The sequence below is a fragment of the Stenotrophomonas sp. genome (genome assembly GCF_031995405.1).
Taxonomy (GTDB): domain Bacteria; phylum Pseudomonadota; class Gammaproteobacteria; order Xanthomonadales; family Xanthomonadaceae; genus Stenotrophomonas.
The window spans coordinates 26,270-49,057 of the sequence record NZ_DAMAGC010000001.1; the positions used below are offsets into that span (position 1 = coordinate 26,270).

20 protein-coding genes are annotated in these 22,788 nt (G+C 67.3%); 13 read left to right on the plus strand and 7 right to left on the minus strand.

Features of this window, described 5'->3' with window-relative positions:
• Window positions 1-4: 4 nt before the first annotated feature.
• Complete coding sequence (locus RTO53_RS00135) at window positions 5-499, minus strand: lipocalin family protein (RefSeq protein ID WP_312235884.1); 495 nt, start codon at window positions 497-499, stop codon at window positions 5-7.
• 179 nt (window positions 500-678) lie between these two features.
• On the opposite strand from RTO53_RS00135, the gene RTO53_RS00140 reads away from it, so the two are divergent.
• Both RTO53_RS00140 and RTO53_RS00145 read left to right on the plus strand, forming a co-directional pair.
• Window positions 679-927 (plus strand): hypothetical protein, encoded by a 249-nt coding sequence (locus RTO53_RS00140; RefSeq protein ID WP_312235885.1) that lies wholly within the window; start codon window positions 679-681, stop codon window positions 925-927.
• Window positions 928-1,071: 144 nt separating this feature from the next.
• Window positions 1,072-3,468 (plus strand): DUF3772 domain-containing protein, encoded by a 2,397-nt coding sequence (locus tag RTO53_RS00145; RefSeq protein ID WP_312235886.1) that lies wholly within the window; start codon window positions 1,072-1,074, stop codon window positions 3,466-3,468.
• Window positions 3,469-3,550: 82 nt separating this feature from the next.
• Here RTO53_RS00145 and RTO53_RS00150 read toward each other — a convergent pair whose 3' ends face one another.
• Complete coding sequence (locus RTO53_RS00150) at window positions 3,551-5,653, minus strand: phosphoglycerol transferase I (RefSeq protein ID WP_312235887.1); 2,103 nt, start codon at window positions 5,651-5,653, stop codon at window positions 3,551-3,553.
• A gap of 265 nt (window positions 5,654-5,918) precedes the next feature.
• Complete coding sequence (locus tag RTO53_RS00155; RefSeq protein ID WP_312235888.1) at window positions 5,919-7,607, minus strand: AarF/UbiB family protein; 1,689 nt, start codon at window positions 7,605-7,607, stop codon at window positions 5,919-5,921.
• Between the two features lie 133 nt (window positions 7,608-7,740).
• Here RTO53_RS00155 and RTO53_RS00160 point away from each other — a divergent pair, with 133 nt between their 5' ends.
• Window positions 7,741-8,679: a DUF808 domain-containing protein gene (locus RTO53_RS00160; RefSeq protein ID WP_312235947.1), complete on the plus strand. Its 939-nt coding sequence runs from the start codon at window positions 7,741-7,743 to the stop codon at window positions 8,677-8,679.
• A gap of 237 nt (window positions 8,680-8,916) precedes the next feature.
• Here the strand turns inward: RTO53_RS00160 and RTO53_RS00165 are convergent, their stop codons facing one another.
• The 3 genes from RTO53_RS00165 to RTO53_RS00175 form a co-directional block, all read right to left on the minus strand.
• Window positions 8,917-9,585 carry a hypothetical protein gene (locus RTO53_RS00165; protein WP_312235889.1) on the minus strand — a complete coding sequence of 223 codons (669 nt, stop codon included), beginning with the start codon at window positions 9,583-9,585 and terminating at the stop codon, window positions 8,917-8,919.
• 10 nt (window positions 9,586-9,595) lie between these two features.
• Complete coding sequence (locus RTO53_RS00170; protein WP_312235890.1) at window positions 9,596-10,111, minus strand: sigma-70 family RNA polymerase sigma factor; 516 nt, start codon at window positions 10,109-10,111, stop codon at window positions 9,596-9,598.
• A 63-nt stretch (window positions 10,112-10,174) separates the two neighbouring features.
• On the minus strand, window positions 10,175-11,737 hold the full coding sequence (locus tag RTO53_RS00175; protein WP_312235891.1) for a GGDEF domain-containing protein: 1,563 nt from the start codon (window positions 11,735-11,737) through the stop codon (window positions 10,175-10,177).
• A gap of 150 nt (window positions 11,738-11,887) precedes the next feature.
• Here RTO53_RS00175 and RTO53_RS00180 point away from each other — a divergent pair, with 150 nt between their 5' ends.
• The 7 genes from RTO53_RS00180 (at window position 11,888) to RTO53_RS00210 (ending at window position 18,842) form a co-directional block, all read left to right on the plus strand.
• Window positions 11,888-12,520, plus strand: a complete 633-nt coding sequence (locus RTO53_RS00180; RefSeq protein WP_312235892.1) for an NAD(P)H-binding protein — start codon at window positions 11,888-11,890, stop codon at window positions 12,518-12,520.
• 10 nt (window positions 12,521-12,530) lie between these two features.
• Entirely contained in the window at window positions 12,531-13,238 is a 708-nt protein-coding gene (locus RTO53_RS00185; protein ID WP_312235893.1) for a YafY family protein, read from the plus strand.
• Between the two features lie 56 nt (window positions 13,239-13,294).
• Window positions 13,295-13,681 (plus strand): VOC family protein, encoded by a 387-nt coding sequence (locus RTO53_RS00190; RefSeq protein ID WP_312235894.1) that lies wholly within the window; start codon window positions 13,295-13,297, stop codon window positions 13,679-13,681.
• A gap of 200 nt (window positions 13,682-13,881) precedes the next feature.
• Window positions 13,882-14,760: a tryptophan 2,3-dioxygenase family protein gene (locus RTO53_RS00195; RefSeq protein ID WP_256777584.1), complete on the plus strand. Its 879-nt coding sequence runs from the start codon at window positions 13,882-13,884 to the stop codon at window positions 14,758-14,760.
• Between the two features lie 242 nt (window positions 14,761-15,002).
• A complete protein-coding gene (locus RTO53_RS00200; protein ID WP_312235895.1) occupies window positions 15,003-16,505 on the plus strand; it encodes an oligopeptide:H+ symporter in 1,503 nt (500 codons plus the stop codon).
• Window positions 16,506-16,513: 8 nt separating this feature from the next.
• The gene (locus RTO53_RS00205; protein WP_312235896.1) at window positions 16,514-17,122 is read left to right on the plus strand and encodes a thioredoxin family protein; all 609 of its coding nucleotides are present in this window, start codon (window positions 16,514-16,516) and stop codon (window positions 17,120-17,122) included.
• 583 nt (window positions 17,123-17,705) lie between these two features.
• Entirely contained in the window at window positions 17,706-18,842 is a 1,137-nt protein-coding gene (locus tag RTO53_RS00210) for a hypothetical protein (protein ID WP_312235897.1), read from the plus strand.
• 30 nt (window positions 18,843-18,872) lie between these two features.
• On the opposite strand, the gene RTO53_RS00215 is transcribed toward RTO53_RS00210, so the two are convergent.
• Complete coding sequence (locus tag RTO53_RS00215; protein WP_312235898.1) at window positions 18,873-19,364, minus strand: MarR family winged helix-turn-helix transcriptional regulator; 492 nt, start codon at window positions 19,362-19,364, stop codon at window positions 18,873-18,875.
• A gap of 128 nt (window positions 19,365-19,492) precedes the next feature.
• Between RTO53_RS00215 and hppD the strand changes: the two genes are divergently transcribed.
• The 3 genes from hppD (at window position 19,493) to RTO53_RS00230 (ending at window position 22,762) form a co-directional block, all read left to right on the plus strand.
• Window positions 19,493-20,608 (plus strand): 4-hydroxyphenylpyruvate dioxygenase, encoded by a 1,116-nt coding sequence (gene hppD / locus RTO53_RS00220; protein ID WP_312235899.1) that lies wholly within the window; start codon window positions 19,493-19,495, stop codon window positions 20,606-20,608.
• 88 nt (window positions 20,609-20,696) lie between these two features.
• A complete protein-coding gene (gene hmgA, locus RTO53_RS00225) occupies window positions 20,697-21,998 on the plus strand; it encodes a homogentisate 1,2-dioxygenase (RefSeq protein ID WP_312235900.1) in 1,302 nt (433 codons plus the stop codon).
• Window positions 21,962-22,762, plus strand: a complete 801-nt coding sequence (locus tag RTO53_RS00230) for a pentapeptide repeat-containing protein (RefSeq protein ID WP_312235901.1) — start codon at window positions 21,962-21,964, stop codon at window positions 22,760-22,762. Before hmgA ends, RTO53_RS00230 begins: the two co-directional genes overlap by 37 nt.
• Window positions 22,763-22,788: the final 26 nt, after the last annotated feature.

A 22,788-nucleotide genomic window follows, 5' to 3' on the forward strand; every position in this document is an offset into this window, starting at 1 on the left:
GCGCTCAGGCCGTCGGTCGGCCGGTGTGCGGGGTGTGGATCAGCGGGGCAAGGTCGAAACCCTGCTGGCGCGCCTGGGCCAGGTAGTGTTCCTGGGTGGTGGTATCCAGCGTGGGCGTGCGCGAGAGCAGCCACAGGAACTTGCGGTCCGGGCTGCCGACCAGCGCCACGCTGTAATCAGGGGCCACCTGGATGACCCAGTAGTCGCCCTTGGTGAAGGGGATCCAGCGCAGCCCCTTGGGCAGGAAGCTCACTTCCAGCCGCGCGCTGTCGTTGTCGACCGGGCAGGCCTCACCCTCGGCTTCCTCGATCTCGTTGCCGAGCCGGCAGCGGTTGAGCACGGCCACGTGGCCGTTTTCCTTCAGGCTGTAATGCGCCGACACATCGGTGCAGTCCTCCGGCTCGTGCTTCATCGGCAGGCGGGCGATTTCATACCAGGTGCCGAGGTAGCGCGGCAGCTTGAGGTCGGGGACGGTCTTGAGGTCGGCGTGAGTGTTCATCGAGGGCAGGTTGTGAAGGTCGCCGCCACGATGCCGCGCCCGCTGCCACGGCCGGGTGAAGCCCGGGCGAGTGCGGCGTGGAGAACGCTGCGTTGCCGTCGCGTCATGCATCGCTGCCGGCGACGGCGCTATGGTGTGGGTCGGCACAACGCCGGTTTTTCCATGCATGGGAGGTGCGGATGTATCAGGTGATCCTGCTCACGAGCGACAGCAGTTTTACGCGCGGGCACTGGGAGGCGGTTGACGATGTGGTCGACCATGAGGGCGTGACCTACTCGCTGCGCGCCGGCCCACGCCAGCCCCTGCCCACCGACCACGCGTGGGACCCGGTGGCGGTGTACGCACCGGAGGAAATCAGCGAAGAGGAATTCCAGGACTGGTACCTCCAGCTGCAGCCGCAGGTCGAGGAACTGCGCCTGAAGTACTGAAGGCGGGGCCCAGCGGGCCTCTACCCGTTGTGAACAGGGCCCGGTTTATAGTTCGCGCAGGCGCGGTGGTCCGCGCGAACCTTGCGGTGTACCGGTTTGTCTTCCCGTCTTTTCCGATCTTTGCGGCGGCCGCTGGCCTGGCTGATGGTGTGCACCTGGCTGAGCATGGCGCCGCTGGCCATGGCCCAGGCCGATGATGCCGCCGAGGCCGATCCCATCGCCCAGCTGGCGCAGGCCGACAAGGATCTCAAGCAGATCCAGGCCTCGCTGGACGATGCCGATACCCGCGACACGCTCAAGACCCTGTCCGACCGCGCGCTGGCCGTGCAGCGCGATGCCGATGCCGCACGCAATACGCTGCAGCCGCAGCTGGATCAGATGGACGCGCGCGTTGCCCAGCTTGGCGTTGTGCCGGAAGGCACCGTCGAGGCACGCGACATCGCGTTGCAGCGCAAGGCCCTGAACCAGCAGCGCAGCGACATCGCCTCGGCGATCGCGCGGGCCAAGCTGCTGGCGGGTGATGCCAAGCAGCTGGGCACGGATATCGAGAAAATGCGGGTCAGCCAGTTCAGCGAGGAACTGGCGCGCAAGGTCAATTCGCCGCTGTCGCCTTCGCTGTGGAAGCAGTTCGCCACCCATGTGCCGGCCGACTATGGGCGGCTGGTGTCGTTGTACCGGCAGGGCGAAAGCACCCCGCGCAAGGCCATCGCCGAGCATGGCTGGGCGGCGCCGGTGACCGGACTGGTGCTGGCGCTGTTGATGTTCTTCCCGTTGCGCTTGTGGCTGCGTGCTGCCGGGCGTCGTTACGCCGCTTCCGAGCGCGCGCCGGACGGGCGCCTGCGCCGGTCCGGGCTGGCGGTGTGGCTGCTGGCGGTCGGAACGCTGCTGCCCGGCTTTGCCGCCGTGGTGCTGGTGGCCGCACTGGCCTCCATCGGGGCCATCCCGCCGCGGCTGGAGCAGCTGGCGCAGCACTTCCAGGTGGCCACCTTCGTGGCGGCCTTCATCGCCGCGCTCAGCGCCTGCCTGCTGGTGCCCAAGCGGCCTTCGTGGCGCCTGCTCACCCTGGATGACACGGCGGCGTGGCGCCTGCGCAAGTACGCCTGGGGCGCGGCCGGCCTGACCTGGCTGAGCATCCTTCTGGTGGAGATCAACCGCGCTTCGCGCACCAGTGCCATCACCACGGTCGCCGTGGACGGACTGATCGCGATCACCTACATGGCGTTGATCATCGCCATCCTGGTGTCGCTGGCGCGCCTGCATCGGCGCCAGACCGACGAAGCCCAGGCCAAGCTGGATGCGCAGGCCGATTCGGGCGCCAAACCCAAAGCGCCGCCTCGGCGCAGCGGCTGGATCGTGATCGCGCGGCTGGCCGGGCATGTGGTGGTGGCTGCAGCAGTGATCGCCACGCTGCTGGGCTACCTCAATTTCGCCCTGTTCGTGGCCCAGCAACTGGTGTGGGGCTCCGTGGTGCTGCTGGCGGCCTCGTTGCTGCTCAAGTTTGCCGACGACCTGTCCACCTGGGTGCTCTCGCCCACCAGCCGGGTCGGGCAGGGCATCGTGCTCACCACCGGGCTGACCGAATCGCGCGTCGAACAGGCCGGCGTGCTGCTGTCGGCGGTGCTGCGCGTCGGCGTGATCGTGCTGGCGGTGCTGGCGCTGGCCGCGCCGTTCGGCAATCTCAATGCGTTCTACAGCGGGCTGGATTCGCTGTCGGGTGGTTTGAAGATCGGCGAAACCGTGCTCAAGCCCAGCAGCGTGCTCTACGCGGTGCTGGCCTTCCTGGCGGTCTGGGCGGTGATGCAGGCCTTCCAGAACTGGCTGACCGAGACCTACCTGCCCAAGACCGAACTGGATGCCGGCGCGCGCAATTCGATCAGCACCGTCACCCGCTACCTGGGCATCATCACCGCCGTGCTGTGGGGCCTGACCGCCCTCGGGATCGGCTTTGAGAAGCTGGCACTGGTGGTCAGCGCGCTGTCGGTGGGTATCGGCTTCGGCCTGCAGGCGATCACCCAGAACTTCGTCTCCGGCCTGATCCTGCTGGCCGAGCGGCCGGTGAAGATCGGCGACTGGGTCAAGCTGGGCGACCAGGAAGGCGACATCAAGCGCATCAGCGTGCGCTCCACCGAGATCCAGGTAGGCGACAAGTCGACGCTGATCGTGCCCAACTCCGAACTGATCACCAAGACCATCCGCAACATGACGATGGGCAATGCGCAGGGCCGGATCCAGATCCAGTTCTCGTTGCCGCTCAGCACCGACGTGGCTGCCGTGCGGCAGATCCTGCTGGACAGCTATGCCGAGCACGTGGCCGTGCTGTCCGATCCGGCGCCGTCGGTGTTCATCGATTCGATCGCCAACGGGCAGATCGCGATCAACAGCTTCGCCTACGTGTCCGGCCCGCGCGCGGTGTACGGGGTGCGCAGCGATCTGTACTTCGCGATGCTGCAGAAGTTCGCCGCCGCCGGCATCGCGTTGTCCTCGCCGACCGATATCCATCTGGTCCGCGACCCCACCGCGCCGCCGCAACCAGAGGCGTAAGCGGAACACGGGCACTGCCGGCCACTGGCCGGCAACCGGGTGGTGCGGTGGGTCGGGAGCCGGCCAGCGGCCGGCATTACCGTCAGCCGCGGTTGCCGCGGCGCGAGGGGACCAGCGCGACGTTGTCCACGGCGAGCTTCTCGGCGTGGTTCAACCATGCGCGGATCTCCAGATCATCCACTTCGTGATCCAGGCCGAACGGCACGCTGATGCGGCCCTGCGCATCGGGCTGTACCCACTGCTGGGCCACTACCACCTTGCGTTGCGAGGACACGGCCTCGACCCAGAAACCGCGGTCCGGCGACTGCCTGGCCACGAACTGCAGCATGTACTGGCCGGCGCGGGTGCGGCGGCCCTTCTGGGTGATCATGTGCGCCTGGCGGATGCTCGGGCGCGGGCCATTGAACGGCTCCAGCGGGCCATCCACGGCGAAGCCGCTGCGCAGCGCGTCATCGCGATACAGCTTGATGCCCTTGTCGCGGTTGACCAGCATCGCGCACCAGTCGCCATCGGCCGAACCGTCCTCGAAGGCGGTACAGCGATCCACGTAGGCCAGGGTGTTGGTCGGGTCGGCCTGGTCGAACTGCTTGGACGTGTTTTCCAGGTACACCGATTTCAGGTCGAACTGCTTGTCGTATTCCAGCAGCACCGGCGGCTGCACGTGCTGCAGGCCGATCACCACCTGGTTGTCCTCGTCGATGCGCAGCTGGCGGGTCTTGTCGCCCAGCCACAGCGAGCGCGAGAACGCCAGATAGCGCGGATAGTCCTTGCCGTTGTCGCGCACCGCCGCTGCGCTGGCGCTGTCGGTGCGCTTGGGGTCCAGCAGCGAGCGGCCGAAGCCGATGGCGTTGATGTCCGGCTGGACCAGGCTGAGCAGGGTGGCACCGGAATCCAGCGTGGAACCGGGCGCGGCCGCCAGCTGGCGCGGGGCGATGCCCTTGCCGAGGAACAGCAGCAGGTTCTCGCGCTTCTGCTTGGCCAGGATGTGGCTGAGGTCGTTGGGCATGGCCAGGTGATCGGAGGCGATCACGATCAGCGTGTCCTCGCCATACGGGCTGGCCTGGATGCGGTCGACCAGCCTGGAGATCAGCCCGTCGGTGCACTTGAGCGCGTTGAGCATGCCGATGTTGCCGTACTCGCTCTGGTAGCGGGTGCGCTTGCATGCCACCGGCAGATGCCCGGCCGGGTGGTGGGTGTCCATGGTCAGCGTGGTCAGCATGAACGGCTGGCCCTGCCTGGACAGCTGCACGAAGCGATCGTAGGCCTTGTCCAGCAGCACATCGTCATGCACGCCCCACGGTGAGAAGTGCGAACGCGCCACCTTCTGTTTCTTGAACCACGCCAGGTCGTCGACGGTGTCGAAGCCATGCGTGGCCAGGAACTGCCCCTTGCCGGCGAACTGCCCGTTGGCGCCGCCCATGTAGTGGTTGGTATAGCCCTGCTGCTTGAGGTAATCGCCCAGGCAGACCGCTTCGGGCAGGAAGCTGCCCATGCGGCCCATGCTGTTCTCGTCTTCCTTGGCGGTGGTCAGCGGTACGCCGCACATCGAGGAGACCAGGCCGGCGATGGTCCAGCCACCGCCTTCGGCCGACACCAGCCCGCGCACGTCCAGCGCCTGGCCCGCGAGGCGGTTGAGGTTGGGCATCAGGTCGGGGAAGGTGGTCTCGTCCAGATACGTGCGCTCCAGGCTCTCGCCGTAGATCCACACGATGTTGCGTGGCTTGGTCACTGCCTGCTGCGGAATGCGATATTCGGGGGCAATGACGGTGTAATCCACCGGGCGCATCTGCAGGTACAGGCGCTGGCCGTCGCTGTAGAGCGGGCTGACCAGGATCGCCAGCAGCCACATCGCGACGAACCCGCCGAACACCGCCTTGCCGTGCGCGATGCCGCGCCCGCGCTGGAGGCGGGGCACCGCCAGCGGTAGCAGCGAGAGCAGGGCCAGTGCGATGAAGCCCGCGATGTAACCCTTGAAATCGGCGACGCCGGCGCCTTCCATGTCCGCGCCCAGGTGGTACAGCGTGGCCGCATTGAGCCCATCACCGGACAGCTTGTTGATCAACCACCATGCGCTGAGCGTGAGCAGCAGCAGCGACATCAGACCGGCCTTCCACCATACCCCCGTGCGTGATGCGAGCAGCAACCAGGTGAGCAGCAACAGGGACAGCAGCAGGATCCAGATCATGGGCAGCTTCGGCAGTGGAGACAGGTGGTGATGGACGTCATGACGACGTGATTTCCCATCCGACCGGCTGTCCAACCACACCTGCATGACAGACCGATGACTCGATCATGCCTGCACGAACCTGACTGAAATGTTTGTTGAAAACGACATGCGCAGCGTTAGCGCGCATCGTGTTTCAGCGTGTAAAACAAGTGTGAAATCTGCGGCGCGATATCGCTGCGCGCACGCCCCCTCCATTGGACCGATGAATGCGTGCAACGCGGGTTCAACGATGCCCGCGCTCTTCCTTCGAGCGTGCGCGACGGTCGAAAATCAGCGCACTGAGGATGATGCCAAGGCCCAGCACCACGCCGATGAACATCAGCGTGAATGCGATGGCCGGGTAGCCGAACAGATGCCAGCCGGTATCCACCTTCATCATCATCGCCGCAGCCAGAATCAGCGCGGCGGTGACGATACCGGCCGATACACGGTTGGCGATCTTCTGCAGGTTCTCCATCAGGCGCGATTCTTCCAGCCCGGTCACCTTCATCTGCAGCCGGTTCTCGGCGAGCAGCGCGAGGATGTCGGACATCTTGCGCGGGCCTTCGCGCAGCAGCTGCTGCATCTCCATCGCTTCGCTGGCCAGATTGGCCGCCGACAGCGACTTCTTCAGGCGCGCACGCATTACATGCTGCAGCTGCTTTTCCACGATGCGGCGGGTATCCAGATCCGGGGAGAGCAGGCGGCACACCGTTTCCAGGTTCAGCAGCGCCTTGCCGAGCAGGCTCAGCTCCGGCGGGGTGCGCAGGCCACTGGCGGTGGCGATGCGGACCAGGTCGAGCACCACGCGGCCCTCGGAGTAGCTGGTGTTGGCCGCGTAGCGCGCGATCATCTGCCCGGTCTCGCGCAGGTAGCGTTCCTCGTCGAAGGATTCCAGCCGCGTACTGATGCCGATGATCTCATCGGCCACTTCCTCGCCGCGGCCATCCACGGCGGCGAACAACAGCTTGAGCAGGCGCTCGCGCAACCGCGGCGGCATGTGCGCGACCATGCCCAGGTCGAAGATCGCCAGCCGGCCTTCCGGGGTCACGCGCAGGTTGCCCGGATGCGGATCGGCGTGGATCTCGCCATGCACGAAGATCTGGTCTACATAGCCGCGGATCAGCGCGGCCGCCAGGGGCGCCATCGGCTGCTCGGTGCGGCGCACGTCGGGAATCATGTCCACGCGCACGCCGTGGGCCAGTTCCATGGTCAGCACGCGGTGGCTGCAGTAGTCCCACACCGGTTGCGGCACCCATAGCGGCTTGAACGGCTTGAGGTGCTGGCCGAATCGCTGCAGGTTTTCCGCCTCGGCCTGGTAATCCAGTTCCTGCATCAGTGTCTTGGCGAATTCGTTGAGCCAGTCGCGCAGGCGCACGCGACGACCGACCTGGGTGAGGTGGTCGGCGGCCAGCGCGAAGCTGCGCAGCACCTCCAGGTCCGAGCGCAGCTGCGCGGCCACTTCCGGCTTCTGCACCTTGACGGCTACCTCGCGACCGTCGTGCAGCTGCGCGCGGTGCACCTGGGCGATCGAGGCGCAGCCCAACGGCACCGGATCGAAGCTGGCAAACAGTTTGGACACCGGCGCGCCCAGTTCCTGCTCGATGATGCTGGCGATGCGCTCGACCGGGATCGGCGCGACCTTCTCCTGCATGCGCTCCAGCGCGGTGGCGAACTCCACCGGCACCATGTCCGGGCGGGTGGAGAGCATCTGGCCGAGCTTGACGAAGGTGGGTCCGAGCGATTCCAGGTCGGTGACGAACTGCTCCGGGTTGCCCTCCGGCGGCAGGTCGTGCATTGCCCGCGCATCCAGGTTCATGCCCGAAAACACCCCTGAATGCCGGTAACGCAGCAGCAGGCGCAGGATCTGGCTGCGGCGGTTCATGCCCTTGACCAGCGACGGCGTACCAGGGGCGACAGGCGTGGTATTCAAGCAGGGCTCCAGCAGGGGGATCACCGGCAGTGTCGCCGGGACGGGGTGGTGAGCCGGTGAATCCGCCGCCCGCTACCGCCCCGCGCCCCGGATCGGGCAGAATCCACGCTCCCGCTTGATCTATTGGATTGCCATGGCCGGTGCCAGCCTGTTCGCGTTGCTCGATGACATTGCCGCGCTGTTGGACGATGTGTCGGTCCTGACCAAGGTCGCGGCCAAAAAGACCGCCGGCGTACTCGGCGACGACCTGGCGCTGAACGCGCAGCAGGTGACCGGGGTCAACGCCAACCGCGAACTGCCGGTGGTATGGGCAGTGGCCAAGGGCTCGCTGGTCAACAAGGCGATCCTGGTGCCGGCCGCGCTGGCGATCAGCGCGCTGGAGGCCTGGCTGCGCGGCAAGGGCTACCCGGTGCCGATCGTGGTGCCGCTGATGATGATCGGCGGCGCGTTCCTCTGCTACGAGGGCGTTGAGAAGCTGGCGCACCGCTTCCTGCATTCGCAGGAGGAAGATGCCCAGCAGAAAGCCGAGCGGGTCAAGGCGCTGGCCGATGAAAAGGTGGACATGGTGGCGTGGGAGAAGGACAAGGTGAAGGGCGCGGTACGCACCGACTTCATCCTTTCGGCGGAGATCATCGTGCTGTCACTCGGTGTGGTGTCCGCTGCGCCGTTCCTCAACCAGGTCACCGCGCTGGTGATCATCGCCCTGGCGATGACGGTGTTCGTGTACGGCCTGGTGGCCGGCATCGTGAAGCTGGACGACGTCGGCCTGTACCTGTCGCGCAAGGGCGCGGCGCTGGCGGCGATCGGCCGCGGCTTGCTGGTGACGGCCCCGTGGCTGATGAAGTTCCTGTCGGTGGCCGGTACTGCCGCGATGTTCCTGGTCGGCGGCGGCATCCTGGTGCACAACGTGCCGGCGCTGCATCACCTGGTGCAGGCGCTCGGTGGCGAAGGCCGCTGGGGCTGGCTGGTCACTGCGCTGGGCAACATGGTGGTTGGCGTGATCGCCGGCGCCATCGTGCTGGCGGTGGTGATGGGGTTCCAGAAGCTGCGCGGGAAGAAAGCGGCGCATTGAGGGGATGCCGCCCAGCATGGCTCGGCGCTACCGGTGGGCGGGCGTAGGCAGGATCTGCCGAGCGTGGCTCGGCGCTACCGGTGGGGCGGGCGCAGGCAGGATCTGCCGAGCTTGGCTCGGCGCTGCCGGTGGGGCGGGCGCAGGCAGGATCTGCCGCGCCCGGCTGGGTGTCCGCGGGCATGGCGATGCGATGAACGACCCGCGCCGTCGGTCATGCGGCGCGACCCGATGAGACCGTCAGCCGGTGCTCCAGTCGCGTACGGCCGCCAGCTCGGCGCGTGCCTGGGCCAGGCGGCGGCCGGACAGCGCATCGATCGCCCGTTGCAGGCGGGGCGACTGCGGCGCGCGCTGCAGCCAGCGGCGCGCCAGCACCAGCAGGGCGACCATCATCGCCGTCCCCGCCAGCAGCGATACCAGCAGCCAGCGTGCGGCGAACACCGACAGGTCCAGGCCCCACGCCTGCCACGCGATCAGCACCGGCACTGCCAGCCACAACCAGCACCACGGCACGCCCAGCAGCAGTTCGCCGAGCGCGGTCTGCATGCGCAACAGGGCCAGCTGCCGGGACTGCTGCACCACCGGCTGGTCGGGCTGCAGCTGCCCGCGCAGATGCAGCCGCGCGGCGCTGACGATGATCACTCCCACGCTGTAGGCGTGCAGCGCCACTGCACTCAGCATCACTGCCAGCGGCGGCTGCTGCCACCAGATGCTGCCGCAGTAGATCGACAGCGCCAGCCAGAACAGCAGTTGCATCACCTGAACCGCACTGAACGCCGACAGCTGGCGCTGCGCGGCGTACTGCCGGTGGCGGCGCCAGGCATTCATCGCGGCGCTCGCCTCGCCGTCGTCGGCGTCGGCCTCGCTGCCGGGCTGGTTCCACAGCTGCTTGAGTGGGTCGGTATGCATGGCGGTGGCCTCAGGCAATGGGGTCGAAGCGCGCGCGAAGCTGCTGGCGCAGGCGGTGCAGGCGGGTGGAGACGTTGGCGCTGCTGATGCCGAGGATGTCCGCGATCTGACGATGATCGTGGTCGTCCAGGTGCAACAGCATCAGTGCCCGATCCAGCGGCGGAAGCGCGCGTATGGCCACCTCCAGCTGCTGCACGGCGTGCTGTTGCTCGGCCGGTGCGGTGTCATCCAACGGCAGGGCATCCTCGTCCAGCACCGCGTGGTGGCGCTGGCGCAGTTGCTGGCGGCGCAGCTGCGAGATGGCCACGTTGAGCGCCACCCGGTACAGCCACGTGGAGAAGCGGGCGCGGGCCGGGTCGAAGCTGCCGAACGCATCCCAGGCCTGCACGCTGATGTCCTGGATCAGGTCGAGCCGGTCTTCCTGGTGCGCGCAGTAGCCGCGTGCGATCTTCAGCACGATGCCACGGTGCTGGTCCAGCAATGTGGCGAAGCGAAGGCGCGGGTCGCGCGCGGCAGCGGTGTTCATGTCCATACCCGGATGATTCGCACGGGCGCGCCGGTTATCACAGCACGTGGTGGGTGACGTGGCTCATCGGGGCGCGTCGGCGGCCTGCACGCGGTTCTTGCCGACCCGCTTGGCCGCGTAAAGCGCCGCGTCGGCCCGCCGCAGCAGGGCCTCGGCGGGTTCACCGGCCTGCCATTGCGCCACCCCCGCGCTGAAATGCACGGGTACGCGGGCCTGGTCCAGCTGCAGTGGGCGCTGGGCCAGCGAGCGCTGCAGTCGCAACAGGGTGGACATGCTGTCCGCGGCCGGGGTTTCCGGCAACAGCAGCACGAACTCGTCGCCGCCGATGCGGGCGAGCGCGTCGGTGCTGCGCAGGTGCAACTGGCAGACCGCGACCAGGTGGCGCAACACCGCATCGCCGCCGGCGTGGCCGTGCGCGGTATTGGTCTGGTGGAAATCATCCAGGTCGATCAGCGCCAGCGCCAGCGGATGGTCGTGGCGACCGGCACGGGCCAGCTCGCGTTCGATCAATTCCTCGAAGCCACGGCGGTTCAGTGCACCGGTGAGGGGATCGGTGCGGATCAGCCCGGACACATCGCGCAGCTCCTGCTCCAGCTCGGCAATGCGCTGTTCGGCCTGCTCGACCTCGCGGCGTGCGTTGCCGAGATGGTCGCGCGCCTGCAGCGCCTGCGCCTGGACCCGGCCGGTGTCCTGCAGCACGTCCTGCAGCAGCTGGTTGAGATCGGCGATGCTGCGCGCCTCCTTCAAGGCCAGCGCATAGCTGCTGATCCGGTCGTGGTACTCGCCGGTGCTCACCGCCATCCCGTCCAGGCGCTCGATGAAGCCGCCCATCAGTCCCTTCATGGCCGCCTTGGATTCGCTGATGCCCTGCTTGAGCAGGCCCTGCTTGTAGATCACCTCGCGCAGGTTGATGCGCGCCTGCTCGACCGAGTCGCGGTCCAGGGGGCCGCCGATCAGCTCACGCACGGCGTGGATCTGGCCGTGGAGCCAGCTGCTGTCGTCGAGCAGCTCGCCGATGTTGTCCAGCAGCAGGTCGAACAGGCTCAGCAGCAGTTCCTGCTGTTCCTGCCAGCCATCGCTGCGTACGCCGATCTGGTGTGACAGCTCGCGCAGGCGGAGTTCGATCGGCTGCAGCGGCTGGCCGGGATGCCAGTGGCGCAGGTCGGCGGCGATCTGCGCCGGCTCCTCCTTCAGCTCGGGCATGTTCTGCAGCAGGCTGGCCACGGTCACGCCCAGCGTGTGCCGCAGCAGCTCGCGCAGGCGGAGGCTGTCGGGCTGGCCGTCGGGCGTCTCCTGCTCGATGGTGCGGATGTACTTGTCGATCAGCTGGCGCATCGCCCGGCCATAGCTGACCCAGTCGGCACTGCGCTGCGCCGACTGCAGGCGCAGGCCCATGTCGCCCAGTTCGCCGGGCAGGGTGGACATGCCGTTGGCGAAGGCGGCCAGCAGCGGCTCGGGACTGTCGATGCCGGCGAACAGGCGCTGCAGCATCGCGCTGCTGCCCCCCTTCGGGCCGGGTGCGTCACCGCTGGCGGCGTCGATCACGCGGGTCTCGGCCTGGCGCCGCGACAGCAGCCGGCCCACGGCGGTGCCGGGGCTGGGAGGAGCGTCGTGCGGGTCGGTCATGCGGCAGGTCCTTGGCGGATGACCGGCGGGGGGGGCGCCGGGGCGAGGGGAGGTGGGAACAGTATCGGCGCGCGGCACGCCGGCTTGAACGCCGGGGTCACCACGCCCGGTATGCCACGATGGTAGGCAATCTGACGGCAGGAGCGTGCGATGAAGGTGATGCTGGTAGGCGCGACGGGGCTGGTCGGTGGGCAGGTGCTGCAGCAACTGATCGAGGATCCACGCTGCGATGCCGTCGTGGCCCCGACCCGGCGCGCGCTGGCGCTGTCGGACCCGGCGCTGCACAACCCGGTGGTGGACTTCGACCGGCTGCCGGTCGATGCATCCTGGTGGGCAGTGGATGCGGTGATCTGCGCGCTCGGCAGCACGATCAAGCAGGCTGGCAGCCGCGAGGTATTTGCGCGCATCGACCACGACTACCCGCTGCAGGTAGCCACGCTGGCGCAGGCGCATGGCGCGCATGCCTTCGTGCTGAATTCGGCGATGGGCGCGGATGCGGATTCGCGGATCTTCTACAACCAGGTCAAGGGCCGGCTGGAACAGGACCTGCGCGGCCTGGGCTACCCCTCGCTGACGCTGGTGCGGCCGGGACTGATCGGCGGCGAGCGCGCCGAACGACGCACCGGCGAACACCTGGCCAGCGTGGTGTTGGGAACACTCGGCCCGGTATTGCCGAAGGCCTGGCGGATAAACCCCGCGCAGAACATCGCCGCCGCCATGGTCGAGGCCGCGCTGGCACCGCGTGCTGGTCTGCAGGTCATCGGTTCGGCGCAGCTGGCCTGAGTCGGCGTCCATGTCCCGTCCGATCCGCCTGAATCACCTGCTGCAGCTGCTGAGACGACATCGTCGCCCGGTCAGTGGCCAGACCCTGGCCGACGCACTGGGGATCAGCCTGCGCACGCTGTACCGCGATATCGCCACGTTGCAGCAGCAGGGTGCGGACCTGCGTGGCGAGGCGGGTGTTGGCTACGTGCTGGCACCGGGCGATACGTTGCCACCGTTGACCCTGCCGCCGGCCGAGATCGACGCCCTGGTCCTCGGCCTGCGCTGGGTGGCGTCACGTACCGATGCGGCACTGGCCGAGGCCGCGCGCGATGCACTCGCCCGGATCGGGCATGCGTTGCCGGCAGAGCGACGGCTGCAACTGCAGACCAGCGGGCTGCGCGTAGGCCCGGCGCGGCCACTGGAGGCCACGCTCTCGTCGGTGATGCAGGGCGTACGCGAAGCGATCGGCGCGCAGCAGCGGTTGCACATCCATTACCGCGACCAGGCCGGTCGCTGCAGCCAGCGCACGGTGTGGCCGTTCGCGCTGGGCTATTTCGACGAGGTGCCGATGCTGGCCGCATGGTGCGAGACGCGCGGGGATTTCCGGCATTTCCGGTTGGACCGTATCGATGGCGCGCAGGCGCAGGAACGTCGCTACCCGACCGCGCGCAGCACGCTGCTCAAGCGTTGGCAGCGTCAGCGGGGCATCAGCCCGGACTGGCTGGACCGCTGCTGACCGGAACTGTCAGCAGGGTGGCAGCAGGATAGGGGCTCTTCCCAAGGAGTACGCCCATGTTCCAACCCGATACCCTGCTTCAGTACGTCGGCGACGTCGACGTCAGCGTCGGTTTTTATGCCGGCATCATCGGCCGCCCGCCGGTGGAGCACTCGCCGGGCTTCGCCTTGTTCGTTTTCCCCGGCGGTCGCGCGTTGGGCCTGTGGCGACGCGACGCCGTGCAACCGACTGTGTACGGCAATGCCGGAGCCAACGAGTTGGCGATGGTGGTAGACAGTCCTGCGGAGGTCGAGCGCGTGTACCAGGCCTGGCAGTCGCTCGGCGTGGTGATCGCGCAGGCACCGGTCAAGCTGGAGTTCGGCCACACCTTCGTCGGCCTGGACCCGGACGGACACCGGCTGCGGGTGTACAGCCGCAGCGAAGACCTGCCGCCGCGCACGTGAGGTGAGGCATGGCGGGATCCGACGCCGAGTCATCCAAGCATCGCACGCAGGAACCGCGCGTCGCGGCGGGTAGGCCTCGCCCGGCGGCCCACGCGCGCGAAACCCCGGCCTGCGGCCGTACCAGACGCCGGCGTAGGGTGCCGCGCGCCCGGGAGCGCATGCTGTGCGCTACCCTTTGACCCCCTCATTTGGCCCACGCCATGTCCGTCGAGAAGAACCAACGCGACCTCGAAGCCGGTATCCACACCGATCTGGAGGGACGCCTGACCTATGGCGGCTACCTGCGGCTGGACCAGCTGCTGAGCGCCCAGCAGCCGCTGTCCAACCCGCCGCACCATGACGAGATGCTGTTCATCATCCAGCACCAGACCTCCGAGCTGTGGCTGAAGCTGCTGGCGCACGAACTGCGTGCGGCGATCGGCTTCCTGCAGCGCGACCAGGTCTGGCAATGCCGCAAGGTGCTGGCACGCAGCAAGCAGGTGCTGCGCCAGCTTACCGAACAGTGGTCGGTGCTGGAGACCCTGACCCCGTCGGAGTACATGGGCTTCCGCGACGTCCTCGGCCCGTCCTCGGGCTTCCAGTCGCTGCAGTATCGCTACATCGAGTTCCTGCTGGGCAACAAGAACGCGCAGATGCTGCAGGTGTTTTCACACGATCCGGCCGGGCAGGCGCAGTTGCAGGAGGTGCTGGACGCACCGAGCCTGTACGAGGAATTCCTGCGCTACCTGGCGCGTTTCGGCCATCCGGTCCCCGCTGCCTACCAGGGCCGCGACTGGCAGCAGCCACACGTGGCCGACGATGCCCTGCACCCGGTGTTCGAACGGATCTACCAGAACACCGACCGCTTCTGGCGCGAGTATTCGCTGTGCGAGGACCTGGTGGACCTGGAGACCGCCTTCCAGCTCTGGCGCTTCCGGCACATGCGCACGGTGATGCGGATCATCGGCTTCAAGCGCGGCACCGGTGGTTCCAGCGGGGTGGGTTTCCTGCGCCAGGCGCTGGAGCTGACCTTCTTCCCGGAGCTGTTCCAGGTGCGCACCACGATCCGCAACGACGATCCGATGCCGCCGGACGCCTGATCCGACATCCCCGCCAATAAGCCTATTCATATTTACCGGCCGCATCCGCCGTAGGGTGCGGCAGCCCCCGCCGTTGCTGCGCTGGCGGGGCAAGGCCGGTGGTTGCAGATGCAAGTTCAGCGACCGTGCCGGCAGTTGCACGAATCGGCGTGTATTTGACGTGAACGCCGTTGTTCTGGGATTCTCCCGCGCTGTTTCGCACATCGGACGTGCATGTCTTCCACCGAACCCAGGAATCCCGCATGAGCGTAGACGCCGCCGCGAAATCCGTCCCCGATCCGGCGTTGCCGGAGTTCAAGACCACCCTGGGCCATCCGCGCCCATTGTGGATGCTGTTCATGACCGAATTCTGGGAGCGCTTTGCGTTCTACGGCATCCGCTGGGCGCTGGTGCTGTACATCGTGTCGCAGTTCTTCGAAGGCGATTCGGCCGGCCAGGCCGCCGCCAGCCGCACCTACGGCGCCTACCTGGCGCTGGTCTATGCCGCGGCCATCTTCGGTGGCTATGTCGCCGACCGGGTGCTGGGGTACCAGCGCTCCATCCTGACCGGTGCGGTGATCATGGCCGCCGGCCTGTTCATGGTCGCCATGCCGAACAAGGAAGTGTTCGAGCTGGGCCTGGCCACGATCATCATCGGTAACGGCCTGTTCAAGCCCAACATCTCCACGATGGTCGGCAAGCTGTACGGCCTGAAGGATGAGCGTCGCGACTCGGGCTTCACCATCTTCTACATGGGCATCAACATCGGCGCGATGATCGCCCCGGTGCTGACCCAGTACCTGGCCGAGCAGGTCTTCGGTACCCAGGCGATGCCGTCCTACAAGATGGTCTTCATCGCGTCGGGCTTCGGCATGCTGATCAGCCTGGTGTGGTTCTACATCGGTCGTGCCGGCCTGAAGGGCATCGGCGCACCGCCGGTGGGTGCCGAAGGGTTTGGCCGCGTGATCATGGTGCTGGTCGGCGCCGTCGTCGCCATCCCGGTCGCCTACTTCCTGCTGTCCACCGGCGCCACCGCGCTGGCCTGGATCCTGGGCGTGATGTTCATCGCGCTGGGCGTGCTGCTGCTGGTCGAAGGCATCCGCGAGGGCAAGGTGCAGCGCGATCGTGTGATCGCCATGCTGATCATCTTCACCTTCAACGTGATGTTCTGGATGTTCTTCGAGCAGGCCGGCAGCTCCTTCACCTTCCTGGCCGACAACATCGTCAACCGCAACCTCGGCGGCTGGACCTTCCCGACCGCGTGGTTCCAGTCGGTCAACTCGGTGGCGATCATCACCCTGGCCCCCATCATTGCCTGGATCTGGATCAAGCTGGGTCGCGCCAATCCGTCGATTCCGCGCAAGTTCGGCCTGGGCCTGCTGTTCAACGGCGCGGCGTTCGCGCTGCTGATGCTGGCGCTGTCGAGCATGGTGGTGGACGGCAAGATCCCGTTCTGGACGCTGTTCATGGTCTACGTCATCCAGTCGGTCGGTGAGCTGTGCCTGTCGCCGATCGGCCTGTCGATGGTGACCAAGCTGGCCCCGGTGCGCCTGGTCGGCTTCGGCATGGGCGGCTGGTTCCTGTCCACCGGCATCGGCAACAACCTGTCGGGCATCTTTGCCGGTGCGGTCAGTGGCGAAGGCGGCATGACCGTGGCGTCGGCGCTGAAGGGCTACACCTTCGGTTTCTGGGCGTTGATGATCTCCGGCGCGGTGCTGTTCCTGCTCGCCCCGCTGATCAACAAGCTGATGCACGGCGTCAAGTGAGGTCGCTGATGCGCATGAAGATGGGGTGTGTGGCGATGATCGTGGCTGGCCTGCTGAGCGCGTGCTCGCCGTCGTCGGCGCCCACCGCCGGTCCTGCGCAGCCACTGGATACCCGCGAGCAGAAGCCGCCGGTCGCCGATCCCAGCGCACCGGTGGCCTCGGGCAACACGCCGGCCGCGGCCGATGTGGCGGCCATCGCCGCGCTCAACGCGCAGTTCGATCCGGGCCGCGATCCGGTCGCCGACCTGGCCACGGCCAAGGTCGAGGCCAAGCGCGGTGGCAAGCGGATCGTGCTGGACGTGGGCGGGGAGTGGTGCTCGTGGTGCCACCTGATGGATGCCTTCATCGAGGGCGATGCGGAGATCCGCAGCTTCCGCGATGCCAACTTCGTGTGGATGAAGGTGAACTACAGCGAAGACAACGAGAACGCGGCGTTCCTGTCGCAGTTCCCGGCGATCAAGGGCTATCCGCACCTGTTCGTGCTCGACGCCGACGGCACGCTGCTGCATTCGCAGTTCACCGGTGAGCTGGAGGCCGACAAGGGCCAGCCCAAGGGCTACAACCGCACGCGGTTCTTCGCCTTCATGAAGGACTGGGCGCCACCCAAGGCGCCATGACCGAAAGAAGCCGCGGATTCCGCGGCTTTTTTTTGGTTTTTCTCCCAACCGCGTGGCAGGCACGACGCGCGGGCGCGGGCGTGGCTGTCGGTGGGTCGGGCGCTGGGTCCCCATACCCTTTCCGGCGACGCCCCCGGCCGCAGAGCGGCCTCCTCCTTTATTTCGCCGCCAAGGGGATGGGGACCCTGCACCCATCCCACCGACCCGCTTGGCTCCTACCTGCTTTCCGCAGCCGAGCCCCTTAGCGGCCGGTAGGCTCCTGGGCAAAATCAAGGAGGAGGCCGCCCCGCGGCCGGGGGACACTACGCCAGGGGCCGACCGGCCGCCAAGGGTCCTCACGCTCGCGACAGACTTGAGCGAAGACACAGCCCGAACACACGTCGCCGGCACTGCCCGTCGTTGCGTCGCGCTCACTCTGCGACGGCCCTCGCAACAAAGACGCTTCCCCCAGATGGGACAGGATTTTTTCGTCTGGCGTGGATCCACCCACCTGGGCGCCCCTTCATTTCCTGCCGCCCCTGCCGCTACCTCCAAGGACCTCATGCCGCGCTGCTCGTGGCGCACAACCGACGGATCGATACGCATGCAGACAGGCACCGGCGACAGCACCTCCGACATCACCCTCCAGGCCCCGGCCGGCGTGAGCCTGCCGCCGGTCGATGTGCTGCTTGACGATCATGGCGCTGGCGACGCTCCCGAGGCGGACACGCCCGCACCCGGCGCGATCCGCTACCGGCTGCCGCTGGTGGCGGTGCCGGACAACGTCCTGCTGAAGGCGGCGGTGCAGAAGCTGGTCGAACAGAAAGCCCAGCTCGACGCGCTCGCGCGCAACCCGGCCCTGGCCGGCCTGCTCCCGGCCGAATGGCAGGGCAGCGGCGTGCGCGCGGTGGACCTCCAGGGCTTCGTGCTGTCGGTGCTGCCGTTCCTGCAGAACGCTGCCAAGGCCGAGACCGCGCCGGCGCGGTTGCCGCTCAAGCACGTGCTCGGCGACGCCGGACGCTGGGACAGCGGCGACGTCGATGAGCCCAAGTCCCTGGCGTTCTTCCTGGCCAGCGACGACCGCGCCAGTGCCGGCGCCAAGGATCCGGCCGAAGCCTACCTGGTCGCCGCGCTGGGCCTGGCCTGGGCCCACGAGGGGCGCACCCGCCCCGGTTTCCTGCGCCAGATGGGCTACGACAGCATGGCCGCGCGCGTGCACCTGCTGCCGTATCCCGAACCGGGCCAGCTGGCCCTGTATGGCGTGGTGGCCAACGGCGTCAGCCAGCTCTGGTGCGTGCTCGACCGGCGCAAGCTGCGCCCGTTGCTGGCGCCGTGGATCAGCGTGCCGCTGTTGACCGCCTACGGCGTGAGCGCGCCGGGCACATGGCCGACCTCGTTCCCGCCGGTCGAGGAGGTGGCGCAGATGCTGGCCACCGCGCGTACCGGCAAGGGCCCGGTGGAAGTGGACCTGACCCGGGTTGCGGCCAAGGTCCAGCAGGACGCCTCGGCCGAAACCTGGATGCCGGTCAGCCTGCTCCAGGTGGGCACGTGGGCGCCGCGCTGGGGCTACTTCATGGCCACCTTCATCGGCTTGCCTTCGGCGCTTCTCGTGCTGGCCGCGCTGGCCCTGCCCAATGCGATCGAAGCGGCCGTGGTGGCTGCTTCGCTGGCGTTTGCCGGGGGAGCCATCGGCGCGCTGGCCGCGCCGTGGGTGCATGCCAGGCGCAAGCACCTGAGTTGACGCGCAACGCCCCGGAGGCGTTGCCCGCCCTCAACCCTGGTCCATCTTCTGCAGGCCTTCCCCAGCCAGGCGCAGGATCAGCGACTCCAGCATCTGCTCCTCCTCTTCGCTGAGCACGGACATCAGCTTGCGGGTGATCTCGATCACCAGCGGGGCGATGGTCTCGTACACCTCGAACCCGGCCGCCGACAGCGCCAGCACCGAGCGACGGCGATCGTCCCCATGGGTTTCACGCTTGATGAAGCCACGCTCGAGCAGTCTGGCCACGGCCCGGCTCACGGCCACCTTGTCCATCGCCGTGCGGTCGGAGACCTCGCTGGCCGATGAGCCGGGGTACAGCGCCAGGATGGTGATGACCCGCCATTCCGGGATCGCCAGACCGTAACGGTCCCCATACAGCTTGGCGATGTTGCCGCTGACCCGGTTGGACAGCACGCTGAGCCGGTACGGCAGGAACTGCTCCAGGTCGAGCAGGGCGTGCGAGGCGCGGATGCTGTGGCTGCTGGGATCGGGCGGGCTCATGCTGCGGTGCACCTTGATGGTGGTTTCATGTGAAACTATAACCTACGTTCCGGACACCGCATTCTCGCGGGTCTGCCGCCCCACCGCACCTGGTTTTTTCCGATGCGGACTTGCTTTGGAGCCACATCATGAGCAGCCAACTGAGCACCGCGTCCCACGCACCCGACCCGGGCATGCAGGTCACCACCTTCGAAAACCCGATGGGCATCGACGGTTTCGAGTTCGTCGAGTTCGCCGCGCCGGCCGGCCGTGGCGCCGAACTGCACGACTACTTCCGCAAGATGGGCTTCACCGCGGTGTTGCGCCACAAGCAGCGCGCGATCACCGTGTACCGCCAGGGCGACGTCAATTTCCTGGTCAACGAAGAACCCGATTCGTTCGCCTCGGACTTTGCCGACAAGCACGGCCCGTGCGCCTGCGGCTTTGCCATCCGCTTCAAGAAGCCGGGCGATGAGGTCTACCAGATGGCGCTGGGCAACGGCGCCGAAGCGATCGACTTCAAGCCGGAAACCCGCGCGGTGGCCGCGCCGATCATCAAGGGTATCGGCGACTGCATGCTGTACCTGGTGGACCGCTACGGCGCCAACGGCAGCATGTTCGACACCGACTACGCCCCGATCGAGGGTGTGGAGCAGCGTCCCAAGGGCTTCGGCCTGACCTTCATCGACCACCTGACCCACAACCTGTACTTCGGCAACATGCAGCAGTGGTCGGATTACTACGAGCGCCTGTTCAACTTCCGCGAGATCCGCTACTTCGACATCAAGGGCCTCAAGACCGGCCTGGTGTCCAAGGCGATGACCGCCCCGGACGGCATCGTGCGCATTCCGCTCAACGAGTCTTCCGATCCGAAGAGCCAGATCAACGAATACCTGGACGCCTACAAGGGCGAGGGCATCCAGCACATCGCCTGCTTCACCGAGAACATCTACGACACCGTGGAAGCGATGCGCGCCCAGGGCGTGGAGTTCCTCGACACGCCGGACACCTACTTCGACGTGATCGACATGCGCGTGCCCAACCACGGTGAAGACGTCGCGCGGCTGGCCAGGAACAAGATCCTGATCGATGCCGATCCGGAGACCAAGCAGCGCAAGCTGCTGCAGATCTTCACCACCAACTGCATCGGCCCGATCTTCTTCGAGATCATCCAGCGCAAGGGCAACGAAGGCTTCGGCGAAGGCAACTTCACCGCGCTGTTCGAGAGCATCGAGCGCGACCAGATGAAGCGCGGCGTGCTGTAAAGCCGTTACGCTTGCAGGACCGCAGCCCGCTGCACGGCGGGCGCGGTCGTTGGCGTCACCCCCCCACTCGCCTCGGCGGAGCAGCACCATGAACAACCCGATGTCAGCCCACGGTTACCAGACCGGTTTCGGCAATGAGTTCGCCACGGAAGCGGTGCCCGGCGCGTTGCCGGTGGGCCGCAACTCGCCGCAGCGGGTGGCGCATGGGCTGTATGCCGAACAGTTGTCGGGCACCGCGTTCACCGCACCGCGCGGCAGCAACCGGCGCAGCTGGCTGTACCGGATCCGCCCGGCGGTGTCGCACGGTGAGTTCAGCGCGTATGCGCAGCCGCACCTGCACGGCGATTTCGCGCATGGCGCGGTATCGCCTAACCAGTTGCGCTGGGACCCGCTGCCGCTGCCGAGCAGCCCCACCGATTTCATCGATGGCCTGTACACCATGGGCGGCAACGGCGCGCCCGATGCGCACCATGGCGTGGGCATCCACCTGTATGCGGCCAACGCCGACATGCAGGGCCGTTACTTCTACAACGCCGACGGCGAACTGCTGATCGTGCCGCAGCTGGGGCGCCTGCGCCTGCTCACCGAGCTGGGCGTGATCGAGATCGAACCGCAGCAGATCGCGGTGATCCCGCGCGGCGTGCGTTTCCGGGTCGAACTGCCCGATGGTGAGGCACGTGGCTACGTCTGCGAAAACTTCGGCGCGCTGCTGCGGCTGCCCGACCTGGGGCCGATCGGCTCCAACGGCCTGGCCAATCCGCGCGATTTCGAAACCCCGCAGGCCGCGTTCGAAAACGTCGAAGGCACGTTCGAGCTGATCGCCAAGTTCGGCGGCCAGCTGTGGCGTGCCGACATCGACCATTCGCCGCTGGACGTAGTCGCCTGGCACGGCAACTACGCGCCGTACCGCTACGACCTGCGCCGCTTCAACACCATCGGCTCGATCAGCCACGACCACCCGGACCCGTCGATCTTCCTGGTGCTGCATTCGCCCAGCGATACCGCCGGCACCAGCAACATGGACTTCGCCATCTTCCCGCCGCGCTGGCTGGTGGCGCAGGACACGTTCCGCCCGCCGTGGTTCCACCGCAACATCGCCAGCGAATTCATGGGCCTCATCCACGGTGCCTACGATGCCAAGGCCGAAGGCTTCGTCCCCGGCGGCGCCTCGCTGCACAACTGCATGAGTGGCCACGGGCCGGATGCGGCCACCTTCGACAAGGCCTCGGCGGCCGACCTGAGCAAGCCGGACGTGATCAAGGACACCATGGCCTTCATGTTCGAAACCCGTGGCGTGATCCGCCCCACCGCGCAGGCGATGGACGCCGCGCACCGGCAGCGTGGTTACCAGCAGTGCTGGAAGGGGTTGAAGGCGAACTTCGTCCCGTGACGTCGGCGTTGCCGAAGGCCGACTTGGCGATGTTGCGCGCGGCGGGGGCATCGCTGCCGTTGCCGTCCCGTTCGCGTTTCGTGGACGAGCAGATCGACGACCTGGCGCTGCAGGGCGTGAACCTGGCAGCGCCGATCTTCGAGGGGTGCCGGGTGCAGCGGGGAACGTTCGCGCACTGCGATTTCTCCGGTGTCCGCTTTTTCCACCGCAACCAGCTGGCCGGCTGCAGCTTTACCCGCGCGGACTTCCGCAACAGCGGGCTGAATGACACGGTGTTTCGCGAGTGCGTCTTCGACCGGTGCGACTTCCGGCAGAGCCGGTTCAATGATTGCGTGCTCGACCGCTGCACGTTCATCAATTGCCGGATCGTGGACACTGACATGCACGCGCAGGCTACCACCGGGTGTCGCTTCGAAGGCACATTGAAAGACGTGAGGTTCGTTGCCGCCGGTGCACCGGCTCAGCTGGACGCCGATTTCAGCCGGTGCATCCTGGACTACGTGTCCTTCGAAAACTGCCGGCTGGACGACGTCATCCCACCGCGTGATCCCCGCCATGCCTACCTGCCGGACATCGCGGTGCGCGCGCGGCGCGCATTGGATGCGTTGCCGGCCGCGCCGGACGATGCGGCTACCAAGGTCCTCATGCGCCGACTTCGCCGTTATGCGCAGATGCAGGGCACCGTTCTCAACCTGGACAACCTGTGTCGTGTGGAAGACCCCGCCTTGGCCGCGGCGTTGATTGCCGCGCTCGCGGTGGAGTGATCCCAGGTTCCGGCGACGGGTCGCGA

What these genes read in the sequence shown, in the direction of transcription:
- RTO53_RS00135 (WP_312235884.1), bottom strand. Translation starts at nt 499, where the DNA reads ATGAACACTCACGCCGACCTCAAGACCGTCCCCGACCTCAAGCTGCCG.
- RTO53_RS00140 (WP_312235885.1), top strand. Translation starts at nt 679, where the DNA reads ATGTATCAGGTGATCCTGCTCACGAGCGACAGCAGTTTTACGCGCGGG.
- RTO53_RS00145 (WP_312235886.1), top strand. Translation starts at nt 1,072, where the DNA reads ATGGTGTGCACCTGGCTGAGCATGGCGCCGCTGGCCATGGCCCAGGCC.
- RTO53_RS00150 (WP_312235887.1), bottom strand. Translation starts at nt 5,653, where the DNA reads ATGATCTGGATCCTGCTGCTGTCCCTGTTGCTGCTCACCTGGTTGCTG.
- RTO53_RS00160 (WP_312235947.1), top strand. Translation starts at nt 7,741, where the DNA reads ATGGCCGGTGCCAGCCTGTTCGCGTTGCTCGATGACATTGCCGCGCTG.
- RTO53_RS00165 (WP_312235889.1), bottom strand. Translation starts at nt 9,585, where the DNA reads ATGCATACCGACCCACTCAAGCAGCTGTGGAACCAGCCCGGCAGCGAG.
- RTO53_RS00170 (WP_312235890.1), bottom strand. Translation starts at nt 10,111, where the DNA reads ATGAACACCGCTGCCGCGCGCGACCCGCGCCTTCGCTTCGCCACATTG.
- RTO53_RS00175 (WP_312235891.1), bottom strand. Translation starts at nt 11,737, where the DNA reads ATGACCGACCCGCACGACGCTCCTCCCAGCCCCGGCACCGCCGTGGGC.
- RTO53_RS00180 (WP_312235892.1), top strand. Translation starts at nt 11,888, where the DNA reads ATGAAGGTGATGCTGGTAGGCGCGACGGGGCTGGTCGGTGGGCAGGTG.
- RTO53_RS00185 (WP_312235893.1), top strand. Translation starts at nt 12,531, where the DNA reads ATGTCCCGTCCGATCCGCCTGAATCACCTGCTGCAGCTGCTGAGACGA.
- RTO53_RS00190 (WP_312235894.1), top strand. Translation starts at nt 13,295, where the DNA reads ATGTTCCAACCCGATACCCTGCTTCAGTACGTCGGCGACGTCGACGTC.
- RTO53_RS00195 (WP_256777584.1), top strand. Translation starts at nt 13,882, where the DNA reads ATGTCCGTCGAGAAGAACCAACGCGACCTCGAAGCCGGTATCCACACC.
- RTO53_RS00200 (WP_312235895.1), top strand. Translation starts at nt 15,003, where the DNA reads ATGAGCGTAGACGCCGCCGCGAAATCCGTCCCCGATCCGGCGTTGCCG.
- RTO53_RS00205 (WP_312235896.1), top strand. Translation starts at nt 16,514, where the DNA reads ATGCGCATGAAGATGGGGTGTGTGGCGATGATCGTGGCTGGCCTGCTG.
- RTO53_RS00210 (WP_312235897.1), top strand. Translation starts at nt 17,706, where the DNA reads ATGCAGACAGGCACCGGCGACAGCACCTCCGACATCACCCTCCAGGCC.
- RTO53_RS00215 (WP_312235898.1), bottom strand. Translation starts at nt 19,364, where the DNA reads ATGAGCCCGCCCGATCCCAGCAGCCACAGCATCCGCGCCTCGCACGCC.
- hppD (WP_312235899.1), top strand. Translation starts at nt 19,493, where the DNA reads ATGAGCAGCCAACTGAGCACCGCGTCCCACGCACCCGACCCGGGCATG.
- hmgA (WP_312235900.1), top strand. Translation starts at nt 20,697, where the DNA reads ATGAACAACCCGATGTCAGCCCACGGTTACCAGACCGGTTTCGGCAAT.